The following is a 13,809-nucleotide window of genomic DNA, read 5'->3' on the forward strand; positions in this document are numbered from 1 at the left end:
ATACGCTTGCAAATTCATTGGTTATATGCCGTAGCCGATAATCTAGCAAACTTTTTACGACAGCTAGGATTTATGCTTCCCCGGATAGTGGCTTTGATGTAAAAAGCCTGTACAAACAACCATGCTAGTAAAAAAAGGATCAGCCATTTTGACTGATCCTTTTTTGAATTACTCTTTTATCCGGCCTTGCAATGCCATCTGCCGGCTTTTTTGGTTGATTTTTTCAATGATCTGCTCCATGTAAGTCGTATTGCCCGACATAATGTCCTGCAGGGACTTACTCTTAAATTGCAATAAATCTAACCGGGTTGTGTAGCCTATTGCTTCGGTCATCATCAGATATTCGTCAGAAATATCGGTAGGAATGCCCAGCTTCACAACTGCAGCTCTAAATCGCCCAGTTTCCTTCAAGAGCTCAGCGCCACCCAGCCCCTGAAGTTTATAACCTAATTTGTCCCATAGTTCAACAGGCTTGTAGATGGAGTACTCATATCTCATAAAGCTCGGAATAACGTTCGGTTCAATAGAAAAACCATACTCATCTGCCTTCTCCATCCATTTTGTTTCCGGAAATACACCTGGCGGGTTAACAATCACAGTATCCGGATTAGCAGCTTGAATTAGTCGTATGTTCTCTTGAAAAACTTCATCTAATGTTATCCCATCCGTTACCGGGCAAGGGTATATCAACGACAATCCAACTCTGCAATTATGATTGGTCTCTGTTGCTGCAAGCTTAATGCAATTAATTGTGTCTATAATATCCTTGCTTTTCACTCCTTTGTTCATTATCTTTTCATTAATTTGATCATGCCCTGTTTCTCCTCCCATAAAAACAGCTCTCAAACCGGCTTTAATCATTAATCGAAAGGCCTCGTATGCAGCAGGAGTTACCCTAACTGCCCTGACAAACATGGAAAAATGAATATTTAAGCCTCGTTTTAGGATTTCTTCTGCTATTTTTCTGCCGTGATTAACAGGTGTTTCCGAACTGCTGAAACGAAAAAATGATATTCCCTGCTCTACCATTACTTCAATTTCATCAACAATTTCTTTTACACTCCGTGACTGGTAAACACGATTTTGTCTAGTATGGGAGCAAAAACTGCATTGATTCCATGAGCAACCATAACCATCTACCAAGGTGTGAAAGAGGATTTTGCCTGCTAAATCCTCCGGTCGATATCGCGGGGTAATGAACTTTTCCATTTTATCCGTGCAACCGGTTGAATACCCTCCTGACTTTACCAGCTTTGACGGATATTTATTATGAAAAGCATTAATAAACTCTCTCTTTCCTTTGTTTTTTTGACGCAGCATAAGCAGTTCCTCTAAGACTTCTTCACCCGGTCCCATTATAGCAATATCAAAATCTCCGTCGGCCAGTATATGCTCTCCATAAACCTTAACTTGAGGTCCGCCTGCGATAATAACTGTATCCGGGCAGTTTTCTCGAACCTTTGCCGCCAACAACTTACTCCAGGTAAAAGCATCGCCATACCATACTTTAATCCCCAGAAATTTTATCTTATTTTCTTTAATCCGCCGAACGATTTCATCAATTCTTTTACTCATAAATTGTCGACGGTAGTATAGGGACAAAGCTTGCAATGGCCATGTAAGCAACATGATCAACAGCCACAAAAATTTTGCTTGTCTATTATAAGCTTTCATTTGCAAGCTAACCATATAGCTCAGCAGTTTTAAGCAGAACTGAGGAACTCCGCTAGTCATCGCGGTTACCCGTTGATCGTCAACAACCTCAGTCTGATACCCCTGACTCTCTAAATAAGTTCGTAAAATAGCTAATCCATTCTCCAGAGCTGCATCTGAAGCAATTCTCTGTCGTGGCGCGTAACTGTTAACTAACAATAATTCTATTTCCTTCATAACGTAATCTCCTCCTAAAAATCATGGGAACTATTCAGTAAATTTTGTGAAATTTGATTAGTAATTTGCAGATGAGACATAGTGTATTTCCTAAAGTATTGCCGGGAAATTACAACGATTTCGGCATCAGAGACAGCTTCTACATCAAACTTTTGAACTGTCGAATCTAAAACGCCTATTTCGCCGAAATGTTGACCAGGCTCCACTAGTCTTTTTGCTCCCACTTGATCGACTTCTGCTAGACTGCCTGACAACAAAATGTACAGTGCTTCACTCGCCATACCGCGGCTTATGATTTGGTCACCACTATGGCATTTAACAACAACGCTGCATCGATATAAAAAATCACTTGCTTCACTTTCCGACAACCCTTGCAACGCTGATATAACAGTTTGCGGCATTCCCCCTAAACGGCTACAAAAGAACTCCCACAGTTTTATTTCCGTAGTCAATTGGCTGTTTATCATCTCAGAAACTTCTGGGAACTCTTTTAGAAACCACTCGGCTGATTCGCTAGTAAAACCTTTATATTTACGAGCGATTCGCAAAAAAGGAGATCGAACAGCTTTTAAATGATCAATATCATCAATAATCCAAACAATGGGCGTTAGTATTCCATAACCAGGATCAACAAAGTTTTTTCCAAAGCGGCGGCATCCCATTAGTTCATACAAACGCAGCAAATAAAAATTGCAACCACCAAAATTAAACCGAACATGGTGATTGCAATAGAGTTCATATCCTTTCGCTGTAAGCAGATGGAAAGCTGCCGAATTTCTATACTGTTGCGAAACCATTAATTTTGTACTTGAGCCAATCAGTCGGTTCTCTCGCCCCTGAAAGAAATCTCTTACTCTATCTAAAGATAATACCCGTATCATTTCTTGAGGAAATTGATCTATCGGTCCCATATTAATTCGCATCGTCCCGATATATTCATTACCTACTTTTGCATAAATCAGATGCGCCCATCTATCCATATCATCGAATAGCAGCTTATTTTCATGATCAGTTGAAATTGGATCACGCCCCATTTCCTCAATATAAATACGGTAGCGCAGACGATAAATTTCTGCTCTCTCTTCATCAGTTGCAGCAATTCCGATTTGAATGCTTTCATCTTGATTGGCGATTTCAACCACGGCGGCATGTTGATAAGTTTTCATAAATACCTCTCTCCTTTTCTCTACTACATTGTCTGACAATAATCGATTTTTCTCTACATAACTTACATAATATCTCCCTCCTCTAATTAGGTGGATACGGGAAATATTATATAATTCCTACATTTTTTTGTAGAAAAATGTATCAATTTGCTTGTTTTATTTACTTGAATTAGATTTAATAACTTGCTTGCCCAAAAAGCAAAAAAGGTTCTCATTCCTAATGTAGGAATGAGAACCTTTTTTCTAAATATTATGCAATGCGAAGCTTCGTAAAGTTAAAGCGAACAAAAAAAGTAGTTCCACGGTCCGTTGTTTCAACTTCAATAGTTGCATTATGGCGTCCGGCAATCCGATAACATACCGGAAGCCCTAAACCCGTACCACTTTCTTTAGTTGTTAAAAATGGAGTGCCCAAGTTTTCTAAAATATGCGAGGGGATACCGCTTCCCTGATCCGTTACAGCCATAACAACCTGATCTTTCTCTTTATCCAGATATGTACTTATTTGTAATGTTCCTCCCGAAGGCATTGCTTCCAGTCCATTACGAACAAGATTCAGTAATAGCTGGCGAATTTCGTTTTCATCCAGATATATCTGCGGTATAGTATCTAACGCAAGAATCACATTCGCCTTTGTAGCAATAGCATCTGCTTCTAGAAGGGGAAGCAACGATGTGATACTGGCATTTAAGTCATGATGTTTAAGCTCAACTAATTTATTTTTAGCTAGAGACAAGTATTCCCGGATAATCGCATTGGTGCGGTCCAGCTCACCAATCATTAATTCAAATCGGTCTTTATACGCAACAAACTCTTGGCGATTACCCATGATTTGCAAATAACCCCGTACAGTAGTTAAAGGATTGCGTATTTCATGAGCAACATTTGCCGCCATTTCACCAATCATATTCATACGATCCATTCTGGACATACTTTGCTCTAAATTTTTGCGAGCAGTCACATCCCTGATAATTCCTTCCAAGGATAAAAGTTTACCAGCTTGGTCAAAGACAGGAACGATATTTTGCTCAATCCAGCTTATTGTTTGGTCCTTGCGAAGAATCCGCAAGGTAAGCGGCAATGGGCTTGAATGGGTTGCATCTTTTATGTATGTCTCAAATATCGCAACATCGTCCGGGTGTATCGTATTAATCAACAGCTTTGCGTCTGCGTAATATTCTTCCGGGCTATATCCGGTAACAGCTGTAATAGACGGGCTAATATATTCAATTTTAGCTTCCGGTAGCATTTTATAAAGAAAGATAACATCAACTGCGTTCTCTGCCAGCAAACGATATTGCGATTCTTTTTGGGCCAGATTTATTCGTGTTTGTTCCAAATATAACAGTAAGCTTGCTATAGCAACACTAAGCCTGAGTATTCCTTCAATCATATAGCCCCAAGGTGCAAACCAAGTCACATCGATAAGGAATGGCATATCCAGATTATGTATACCCCAAAGAATATAGGCATAACCTAATATTCGTTTACTAACAACTTCAGCCCTTAAATGCCGCATAAAAGAAATACCAGCCCAAATACCGACACTCCCGCAAAACCAGGCCAGAGGGAAAAGCCTATAAAAGAACGGAAAACCCAGAATAGAAAAAAGATTACTTATTAAAAAAATTCCTATTCCAAGAATTAACCACCATGTTTTTAGCGGTTTTGCAATAAACAAATATGCTGCCCACAAAAAGAGCAAAGCACTGCTAAGCAGCATCCCCGTAAAAACCATGAATCCCCATGTTGATTCTTTCCATTCTAGAATACCCGAGTCAACAAACATTAAGCGAAACAGCAGTATAAACCAACTGAACGTCCAAACACCCATATACCGGTCTCGATAGGCAATATACAAATACAAATATACTAAGGTAAGTAAAAAGGTTCCCGTAGCGGTGCCAAAAACAACTATATAAAAAAAGTCCATTAAGTATATCCCTCCCAACACAAATTAGGAGAATCATATTACATAAATTTCCTTTAATTGTGGCAAAAATCCTCTTTTTAGCATAACAAATTTTGATAATTATTGTAAATAATTACATAATACCCAATATTAAACACAGAAAATCCGCAAGCTTTTACGCTTGCGGATTTTTATGTTAGGTCACTATATATGCTGCCGGAGAAAGTTCTGCTTCTTGCGGCCGCAGGTAATCTTCGATTATTTCCATCAGCCGGTCCGGCTTCATATTGGAAATTACCTGGCCTGCGATTCGCACATTAGGTCCCTGGCGGCAGCTGTGAAGACAGGTTACTTCACAAAGGTCGATTTGCTGGCGGATATTGTCCGGTAGTGCATCTATAGCTGCAAATAAGTCTTGAGAGCCTAGCAGAAGGCATGCTGTTCCTGCACAAATTTCTACGAGTAACTTTTCCATTGAAAACTCCTCCGTTAAGGAACCGTTTGGTATGATTTAACCTCAGGCAAAACCTTTGTAACAAAGAAATTTCTTACCGTAGCGGGCGAAACACTCTGGACGCAGCCATTGTCAATTTTTACGGATACTGCCTCTGTACAGCAGCCAAGGCAAAAAATTGCATCAATTTCAACATGCTCATTGACACCATACTCTTCACTCAGTTGCTGAAAAGAGTTGATAACATTGTAGGAGCCTTTCAGGTGGCAGGCACTACCGATGCAAACTTTGATTGTCATCATGGTGCTCACTCCCTTTTTGATAATTCACATGGAGAAGCTTATGAATCTTCCCCTTGAGCAGCCCCCCGTAAAGAGCCATGATCACCGGATTTTCTTCGGAGCGCTTAATATTGCTCATACGATCCGCTTCATATAATCCGGCACTTCTGCGTTTTTTTCCTTCACTATCCGTAACAGGCTGTCCGGCACCACATATGCAGCCGCCAGGACACGCCATTACCTCAATAAAATCATATTGCTTTTCCCCGGTTTGTATTCTTTTTACCAATTCATCAGCATTTTTCAGACCGCTGACAATTGCAATATTGACATTACGGCCATTGAAAGGAATTACTGCTTCCTTTACCCCTTCCAGGCCGCGTACACCTGTAAAAGCAATCGATTTAAGCGCAGCAACAGATTTATCATCTGCAATCCGCCGTATTACCGCCTCTGTAACACCTCCGGTTACGCCAAAAATTACGCCTGCACCACTGGTTGAGCCAAAAGGCATATCTACTCCCTCTGGTTCTATTTCTGAAAAGACAATCCCTGCTTCTTTGATCATCTGAATTAATTCTTGTGTAGTAATGACATAATCTACATACGGAATTCCATCGTTTTTAAACTCATCCCGGGCAGCTTCGATCTTTTTAGCCGTGCAAGGCATAACGGCAACTACGATAACCCGCTTATTGGAATGGCGGTAATGCTCTTTCAGCACCGACGCAAACATCTGCATAGGTGAGCGGCAGCTCGAGATATTTCCCACCAGTTCAGGTTTATGAAGTTCGGCGTATTTGACCCATGCCGGACAGCAGGAAGTAAACAAGGGCAGTTTTTCTCCTTTCTCCAGCCTGGACAAGAACTCTCCCGTTTCTTCGAGAACAGTAAGATCAGCACCGGTAGTGGTATCAAAAACCTCGTCAAAACCGATCCGCCGCAAGGCAGCCACCAGCCGCCCCATCATATTTTCGCCTTCGCCCAGTCCCAGTTCTTTACCAATGCCGACTCTGACTGCAGGCGCAATCTGCACCAAAACCTTTGTGCCCGGATTACTGATATCCTGCCAGAGTCTTGCCGTATCATTGCGAACAACAATCGCTCCCGTAGGACATACCGCAGCACATTGCCCGCAGCCGACGCAGTTCGTAGTGGCTATTGGTTCATCAAAGGCAGTACTGACACACATATTGGAACCCCGAAAGGCAAAATCGATGGCACCAATATTCTGTACTTCATCGCACATGCGCACACAGTCACCGCAGAGAATACACTTGCTTTTATCGCGGACAATTGCCAGCGAAGATGTATCCATCCCATCATCTTCAAAGGTATTGCTAAACCGCACCTGTTTAATGCCAAAGCGCTGAGCCAGCTCCTGCAGCTTGCATTTGCCGTTCTTTTCACAGGTCGTACAGTCACGGCAATGATTGGACAGCAGCAATTCCAGAATCATTTTTCTGTATTTGCGCAAGCGCGGCGTATTGGTCCGTATTTCCATTCCTGCTTTGGGCGGTGTCGAACAGGCCGCATGGATATCCCCCCAATGGTCTTCGACTACACACATCCGGCAGGCACCATAAACAGACAGTTCCGAGTAGTAACAGAATGTAGGAAGCTCAATCCCCGCTTTGCGAATTACGCTTAAAAGGTTTTTCTCTCCTGCCAGCTCAACAGGCATATTATCAATCATGATAAATTCGGTGCCCATATGTTAGTCCTCCTTTATTGCTTTGAAAGCGCACGATTCGATACAGGCGCCGCATTTTATGCACGTACCGGAGTCAATCACATAAGGCTCTTTAATCTTGCCGGAAATTGCATTGACCGGGCAAAGTCTTGCACACTTTGAACAGCCCCGGCACAATTCAGCATCAATATAAATACGCTTTAATTTTTGACAAACCTTGGAGGGACATCTTTTGTCCACGGCATGTGCTTCATACTCATCGCGGAAATATTTGATGGTGCTGACAACTGGAAAAGCGGCTGATTTGCCAAGTCCGCATAAGGCAGTGGACGTAATGGTATCGGCGAGCTCCAGCAGCACGTCAATATCCTCTACCTTACCCTGGCCGGAAACAATTCCCTCCAGTATTTCACGCATCCGCTTTGTTCCTTCCCGGCAGGGAACACATTTACCGCAAGACTCATTCTGCGTAAAGTTCATGAAAAACCGGGCAACCTCCACCATACAAGTATGTTCATCCATGACGACTAACCCGCCTGAGCCAATCATTGCCCCGGCTTTCTTCAAAGAATCGAAATCAAGCGGCAGCGCAAGATGCTCTTCTGTGAGGCAGCCGCCGGAAGGTCCTCCGATCTGAACGGCTTTGAAGGCCGCACCATCCCGCATCCCGCCGCCGATATCAAAAATGACTTCCCGTAGCGTGGTTCCCATGGGAACTTCAATAAGACCGGTGTTTTCAATATTCCCTGTCAAGGCAAATGCCTTGGTTCCCGGACTTTTTTCTGGACCGATTGCTTTGTACCACTGGGCTCCGTTTTGGATAATGAGCGGCACATTAGCAAAAGTTTCAACATTATTCAGCACGGTCGGCCTGGCAAACAGACCTTGTTCGACCGTCCGCGGCGGCTTGACGCGCGGCATGCCGCGCTTGCCTTCAATCGAAGCGGTAAGTGCACTGCCTTCGCCGCAGACAAATGCGCCTGCGCCTTTGCTGATTTTAATATCAAAATTATATTCGGTTCCCAGTATCGACTTGCCCAGCAACCCATAGCGCCTTGCTTCGTTTATGGCTGTTTCCAGGCGGCTGATAGCGAGCGGATACTCAGCCCGCACGTAAATATACCCTTCCGATGCTCCACAGGCCAGACCGGCGATCATCATTCCTTCCAGCATTCTGTGAGGGTCGCCCTCCATAATGCTTCGATCCATAAAAGCACCGGGATCTCCTTCATCGCCATTGCACACGATGTATTTCACCGGTGAATTCTGCCGGCGTACCTGCGTCCACTTGCGTCCAGTCGGATAGCCGGCGCCACCGCGGCCTCGCAAATTGGACTGATCGATCTCTTGAATGATTTGATCCTGACTCAAATCAAAAAGAGCTTTTTCAAAAGCTTTATAACCGCTGATAGCTAAGTACTCATTAATTGAAGTGGCATCAATATGTCCGCAGTGATCCAGCACCAGGCGGGTCTGTTTTTTATAGAACGGAATTTCCTCTTGCGTCGTGTAGATTTGACCATTCTTTTTATAAACAAGTCTGTCTACCGGCGTTTCTCCTACAATTGATTCCGCAACAATCTGCTCACAGTCCTCCGGCTTTACTTTAATATACAGCCAGCCCTGTGGTTCAATCCGAATCAGCGGTCCCATTTCACAAAAGCCGTGACAGCCGCTCTTTTTAATGCCGACAGCTTCCCCATGAGGCTCTTTTTCCAATCGTATCGTACAGGTAATTCCCTTTGCTTGAATCAGACGGATCAGCTCTTCATAGATCTCCAGAGAACCGCCCGCCACACAGCCCGTTCCGGCGCAAACGAGAATCTTCTTGGTTTGAGAGCGCAATGCCTGTTGATACGTTTCACAGGCACGGTTTAATTCTTCCCGGTTAGCAAGCATTTTGATTTTCCTCCCTGAGCTGTGCCAGCAATTCTCTGGCCTTATCCGGCGTCATTGCGGGATATACTTTGTCATTTACCGTCAGTACCGGCGCAAGACCGCAAGCGCCGAGACAGGATACCGTTTCAACCGTAAACAAAAGATCTTCTGTGGTTGCCTTGCTTTCCGAGAGATTCAGCTCATGTCTTAATTTTTCCAGTATCGGAATGGATTTGCGCACATGACATGCTGTTCCATCACATATTTTTATCACATACTTGCCTTTCGGCTCCAAGGAGAAGTTCTCATAAAAAGTAGCAACACTGTAGATTTTAGCGGTACTCAACCCTAATTTTTCAGAGAGATAACCAAATGCTGCTTTCGGAAGATAGCGGTACTTTGCTTGTGTATCTTGAAGAATCGCGATTATACTGCTTGGTTCATACCTGTATTTTTCAAGGATTTCATCGATTTCTTCAAAATTAATGGTTTCTTCCATTCCATGACCTCCTTTGTTAAGTTTGTGAATTTTTTATCATAGTTTTAGTTTACACGATCGCCGGCACGCTGGCAATTGGATTTGTTAAAAAATTCACATTTTTATTATTTTTCTAACTTTACATAATTTTAAGACAAACAATATAAAAAGAGTGATCGCTGCACATTGATGCAACTATCACTCTTTTTTACAGCCAAAACCTCTTTTTTTACAGTTTTCACACGTATTTGCTTGCATTTTCATAGGCACTTAACGCTTGAAGAGTCGCGTAATTTACCGGCTGAAACAAACTGCTGCCGCTATCACTTGAACTAACTGACGATGTCGTTTCACAGGAGCCGCAGCCTATGCACGTACTGTTACTCTTGGGACAAGTGCTTGAGGTGCTGCCACCGCCACCTGAAGCGGAGCTTAGCTCAAAAGAATCACTGGTAGAAGCAGCAGATTCCGCCGAAGCAGTCTGCCCGCCCACCGAAGCGGCAGCTGTATAATAGGTTGATTGAATTGCACTAACCCCTGAAACTGCCATTTCTCTCACCGCCATTATTTTAAATAACTTCGGGCCACTGCGCTATTGCGGGTTTTATATATTTCTACTTCGAGGAAAAATCGTTCAATAATAATTTCATTAATCATCTGCTGTACCTGCCGGGCCATAGCATCGGTTCCCTTTTCAATCGCTTCCAGCAAAGCCTCTGTTTCTGCCTGACTTAAATCGCGGGGAACAGGCAAATCAAATACCGGTTCAAAGGACTTACTGGCATACTGCTCAATAAATGTAAGCATACGTGCCACCACAGCCTCGATAAGCTCAGGATCAGTCGACAGCTCAGCCAGCCAGCGCCGCATAATTTTCTCCAGTTCAACTGCGTTCTGAGCGGGCTTCCTGGGAAATGGAATAATAGATGCTGACAAAGCCTATCCCTCCTATTGATTACGCTTGCTGCCTATCTTGATTATAAACAGCAATTATTAAAATCAAATTTAGGAAACAAAAAAAGGCTGTCAGACTAAAAACGCATGAGACTGTTATCTTCCGTCCGCAGGATGGAAAAACGCCCAGCTTATACAAAACAGGGTGCCGCAGTGTGCTTAAAAGCACACTGCGGCACCCTCATTTTATTTATTTGCCACTTTTTCAATAGCAGCCAGCTCGGCCTTATATTCGGCACCGTATTTTTCGATAAGCGGTTTCACCGCTTCCTTCCAGGCTTTTACATCAGGAACTTCAGTAACGACAACTCCGTTTTGGATTAACTTAGCCAGAGCGTCTTTCTCATATTTGTTCCAGGTATCTTTTTGGTATTGTACGGAATCTAAAGCAGCCTGCTTAATCAGTTTGCGGTCTTCTTCCGATAACTTATCCCAGGTGATTTTACTTGCCATCAGCACTTCCGGCACCCGTTGATGTCCGTCAAGAATGTAATTTTTGACTGCCTGGAAATGGTTGGCGGTAAGATAACTGGGCGGATTATTCTCTGCGCCGTCAATTACGCCGGTCTGGAGTGCACTGAATACTTCCCCGTATGGCATTGGCGTAGCGCTGGCACCAAGCGCATTCATCAGATCAATATTAATTGCATTCTGGATGACGCGGATTTTCATTCCCTTTAAATCCTCTGGTGATTTAACAGGATTCTTCGTGTAAAAGCTGCGGGAACCGGAACTATAATAAGCTAAGCCCATCATTTTAGATTTATCAAGGTTTGTGAGCATTTGCTTGCCTGCATCACTGTCTAAAAAACGCCATTCATGATCATCGTTATCAAAAATAAAAGGTAGTGAGAATACCCCGAATTGCTTATTGAATTCGGCTAATGTCCCGGTACTGATCCGTGTAAATTCAATCGATCCCATTTGAATCTGCTGAATTACGGATTTTTCATCGCCGAGCTGTGCCGAATCAAATACCTTGATTTGAATTCGCCCTTGTGAACGTTCATTCACCAGTTCAGCAAAACGCTTATCGCCAAGCGTGGTGGGATAATCGGAAGGATGCGCTTCTGCCAGCCGGAATGTTAACTTCGGTTTTTGTGTCTCACCCGTAGTAGAAGCCTCCTTTTTGCCGCACCCAGTCACGAATAAACCAGCCCCCAGGGTTAACACCAAGCCTGCCACTAACCACTTTTTCCCTTTCATACCTTGCTTCTCCTCCACCTATTTATTTACTGCTTCCAAGCTGCTATCTCTGTTTTCTACAGCTTACCAAGACTGCCGTTATTTAAACAAAGATGGAAGCCACAGCACCGTTTGAGGAATATACGTAATCAACAGTAAAACAACAAGCATTGCATAGAAAAATGGCATCATTGCCTTTGTGCCCTGCGCAATGGATACCCTGCCAATCGCACAGCCGATAAACAGCACCGTCCCTACCGGCGGCGTCAGCAATCCCATCCCGGCGTTAAAGATCAGTACCAGTCCGAAATGCACGGGATCCATTCCCATTGCCGTACAAACAGGCAGCAGCACCGGTGTTAGAATCAAAATCATCGGGGCCATGTCCATTGGGCCGCCGAGAATCAGCAGCAAAATATTGATCATCAGCAAAATGACATATTTGTTATCCGAAACACTCAAAAACCAGTCGGTAATCAAGTCCGGTATACTAAGATAAGCCATTACATAGCCAAAAGCAGCAGATGCCGCAATCAGGAAATACACCATCAGCACTGTACGCAGCGTGCGTCTCAATACATTCCACATGCGCTCCAGGGGAACTTCCCGGTATACACCAAAGGCCAGAATAAACGAATATAAGACCGCCAGCGCTCCCGACTCGGTTGCCGTAAACACGCCGGAGATAATCCCGCCCAGAATAATAAACGCCGGTGACAAAGATAACAATCCATGAAATACAATGCCTGGAACTTCCCGCCTGTCAATTGGCTCACTGGCAGGATAGCCGCGTTTAATCGCCATTAGGTAGGCTACCGTCATAAGCGAGCCCAGCAGCATAAATCCTGGAACCACCCCACCCAGGAAAAGGCTTTTAATCGATAATCCTCCGGCAACAATCGAGTACAAAACGAGATTGTGACTGGGGGGAACGACGACGCCCTGGATCGCGGAGGATATCGTAAGACCAACTGCATAATCGGCATCATAGCCCTTTTTCTTCATGGCCGGAATCATAACCGATCCCACTGAAGCGGCATCAGCTCCGGCCGAGCCGGAAATATTACCGAAAAACATGCAGGCAATGCAGTTTACCAGCGCCAGTCCACCGCGAATGCGTCCTACCAGCAAGGTTGCCAAGTTAACCAGCCGCTGCGCCAGACCGCCTTCTCCCATAATTTGTCCTGTAAGAATAAAAAACGGGATTGCCAGCAGGGAAAATGTACTCACACCATTGATCATTTGCTGCCCCACTGTCGGCAGGGGCACCTCCAAATACATCATCGTTAAGACAGATGATGCAAATAGTGCCTGCGCCACCGGCAGACGCAGAAGCACAAAGACCAGAAAAGAGATCGCCAGCAGCCAGACTGCAATATCACTTGCTTCCATTATTGCCCTACCCCCGTATCCCCGCCGATTTCAATGTCCGCTCCCTTGTGGCGCTTTGTATCAATTCCGAGCAGCTGCAGGAGGCAATACGCACAAACCATTACGCCACTCACCGGCATAACCAGATAAACAACACTGTTGGGCAGCTTCGTGGCGGGCAGCGTGGACTCAAACATCAACACCGTAAACTCCCAGCCATAAACAACAAAGTACAAACCATACAGCAGGCCCATTACATCAATCCATTTATCAATCCACTTATTAACAACAGGCGGCAAGCGGTCTGTCAGCGCCTCAACCCCCATATGCACGCCTTCCCGGAACCCAATGGCAATTCCCATGAACGAAAACCACACTAAAGAAAGTAAAATAGCCTCTTCTGACCAGAAAAACACAAAATTAAACAGTTTCCGGGTTGCTACCTGCACAATCATGATGATAATAACACCCAGTAAGGAAATAATCGCAAAATTTTCAAAGAAACTGTCCAGTACCAGTGCTGCTTTTCGCAAATACTTCATAGCGT

General features: G+C 44.0%; 13 protein-coding genes. All 13 read right to left on the reverse strand.

Features of this window, described 5'->3' with window-relative positions:
* Nucleotides 1–168 precede the first annotated feature (168 nt).
* Nucleotides 169–1,890, reverse strand: coding sequence for a B12-binding domain-containing radical SAM protein (locus EV210_RS08295; protein WP_132078410.1), 1,722 nt, complete (start codon nt 1,888–1,890; stop codon nt 169–171).
* 14 nt (nt 1,891–1,904) lie between these two features.
* The gene (locus EV210_RS08300) at nt 1,905–3,056 is read right to left on the reverse strand and encodes a cyclic nucleotide-binding domain-containing protein (RefSeq protein ID WP_132078413.1); all 1,152 of its coding nucleotides are present in this window, start codon (nt 3,054–3,056) and stop codon (nt 1,905–1,907) included.
* Nucleotides 3,057–3,306: 250 nt separating this feature from the next.
* Nucleotides 3,307–4,989: an ATP-binding protein gene (locus EV210_RS08305; RefSeq protein ID WP_132078415.1), complete on the reverse strand. Its 1,683-nt coding sequence runs from the start codon at nt 4,987–4,989 to the stop codon at nt 3,307–3,309.
* 175 nt (nt 4,990–5,164) lie between these two features.
* A complete protein-coding gene (locus EV210_RS08310) occupies nt 5,165–5,443 on the reverse strand; it encodes a (2Fe-2S) ferredoxin domain-containing protein (RefSeq protein ID WP_132078418.1) in 279 nt (92 codons plus the stop codon).
* A 14-nt stretch (nt 5,444–5,457) separates the two neighbouring features.
* Nucleotides 5,458–5,724: an NAD(P)H-dependent oxidoreductase subunit E gene (locus EV210_RS08315; RefSeq protein WP_132078421.1), complete on the reverse strand. Its 267-nt coding sequence runs from the start codon at nt 5,722–5,724 to the stop codon at nt 5,458–5,460.
* Nucleotides 5,696–7,417: a [FeFe] hydrogenase, group A gene (locus EV210_RS08320; protein WP_132078424.1), complete on the reverse strand. Its 1,722-nt coding sequence runs from the start codon at nt 7,415–7,417 to the stop codon at nt 5,696–5,698. The genes EV210_RS08315 and EV210_RS08320 overlap by 29 nt, the downstream gene beginning before the upstream one ends.
* Before the next feature lie 3 nt (nt 7,418–7,420).
* Nucleotides 7,421–9,295, reverse strand: coding sequence for an NADH-quinone oxidoreductase subunit NuoF (gene nuoF / locus EV210_RS08325; RefSeq protein ID WP_132078427.1), 1,875 nt, complete (start codon nt 9,293–9,295; stop codon nt 7,421–7,423).
* Nucleotides 9,285–9,773 carry an NADH-quinone oxidoreductase subunit NuoE family protein gene (locus tag EV210_RS08330; RefSeq protein WP_132078430.1) on the reverse strand — a complete coding sequence of 163 codons (489 nt, stop codon included), beginning with the start codon at nt 9,771–9,773 and terminating at the stop codon, nt 9,285–9,287. The genes nuoF and EV210_RS08330 overlap by 11 nt, the downstream gene beginning before the upstream one ends.
* A gap of 217 nt (nt 9,774–9,990) precedes the next feature.
* Nucleotides 9,991–10,302 carry a hypothetical protein gene (locus EV210_RS08335; RefSeq protein ID WP_132078433.1) on the reverse strand — a complete coding sequence of 104 codons (312 nt, stop codon included), beginning with the start codon at nt 10,300–10,302 and terminating at the stop codon, nt 9,991–9,993.
* A gap of 14 nt (nt 10,303–10,316) precedes the next feature.
* Nucleotides 10,317–10,688, reverse strand: coding sequence for a cyclin family protein (locus tag EV210_RS08340; RefSeq protein ID WP_132078435.1), 372 nt, complete (start codon nt 10,686–10,688; stop codon nt 10,317–10,319).
* 204 nt (nt 10,689–10,892) lie between these two features.
* Nucleotides 10,893–11,912 (reverse strand): TRAP transporter substrate-binding protein, encoded by a 1,020-nt coding sequence (locus tag EV210_RS08345; protein ID WP_132078438.1) that lies wholly within the window; start codon nt 11,910–11,912, stop codon nt 10,893–10,895.
* A 78-nt stretch (nt 11,913–11,990) separates the two neighbouring features.
* Nucleotides 11,991–13,283 (reverse strand): TRAP transporter large permease, encoded by a 1,293-nt coding sequence (locus EV210_RS08350; RefSeq protein WP_132078441.1) that lies wholly within the window; start codon nt 13,281–13,283, stop codon nt 11,991–11,993.
* Entirely contained in the window at nt 13,283–13,804 is a 522-nt protein-coding gene (locus tag EV210_RS08355) for a TRAP transporter small permease (protein ID WP_132078444.1), read from the reverse strand. The genes EV210_RS08350 and EV210_RS08355 overlap by 1 nt, the downstream gene beginning before the upstream one ends.
* Nucleotides 13,805–13,809: the final 5 nt, after the last annotated feature.

It is taken from the genome of Anaerospora hongkongensis (assembly GCF_004339805.1).
Taxonomy (GTDB): domain Bacteria; phylum Bacillota; class Negativicutes; order Sporomusales; family DSM-15969; genus Anaerospora; species Anaerospora hongkongensis.

Excerpts from the sequence above, each read along its gene's own strand:
- EV210_RS08295 (WP_132078410.1), bottom strand. The coding sequence starts at position 1,890 with ATGAAGGAAATAGAATTATTGTTAGTTAACAGTTACGCGCCACGACAG.
- EV210_RS08300 (WP_132078413.1), bottom strand. The coding sequence starts at position 3,056 with ATGAAAACTTATCAACATGCCGCCGTGGTTGAAATCGCCAATCAAGAT.
- EV210_RS08305 (WP_132078415.1), bottom strand. The coding sequence starts at position 4,989 with ATGGACTTTTTTTATATAGTTGTTTTTGGCACCGCTACGGGAACCTTT.
- EV210_RS08310 (WP_132078418.1), bottom strand. The coding sequence starts at position 5,443 with ATGGAAAAGTTACTCGTAGAAATTTGTGCAGGAACAGCATGCCTTCTG.
- EV210_RS08315 (WP_132078421.1), bottom strand. The coding sequence starts at position 5,724 with ATGATGACAATCAAAGTTTGCATCGGTAGTGCCTGCCACCTGAAAGGC.
- EV210_RS08320 (WP_132078424.1), bottom strand. The coding sequence starts at position 7,417 with ATGGGCACCGAATTTATCATGATTGATAATATGCCTGTTGAGCTGGCA.
- nuoF (WP_132078427.1), bottom strand. The coding sequence starts at position 9,295 with ATGCTTGCTAACCGGGAAGAATTAAACCGTGCCTGTGAAACGTATCAA.
- EV210_RS08330 (WP_132078430.1), bottom strand. The coding sequence starts at position 9,773 with ATGGAAGAAACCATTAATTTTGAAGAAATCGATGAAATCCTTGAAAAA.
- EV210_RS08335 (WP_132078433.1), bottom strand. The coding sequence starts at position 10,302 with ATGGCAGTTTCAGGGGTTAGTGCAATTCAATCAACCTATTATACAGCT.
- EV210_RS08345 (WP_132078438.1), bottom strand. The coding sequence starts at position 11,912 with ATGAAAGGGAAAAAGTGGTTAGTGGCAGGCTTGGTGTTAACCCTGGGG.
- EV210_RS08350 (WP_132078441.1), bottom strand. The coding sequence starts at position 13,283 with ATGGAAGCAAGTGATATTGCAGTCTGGCTGCTGGCGATCTCTTTTCTG.
- EV210_RS08355 (WP_132078444.1), bottom strand. The coding sequence starts at position 13,804 with ATGAAGTATTTGCGAAAAGCAGCACTGGTACTGGACAGTTTCTTTGAA.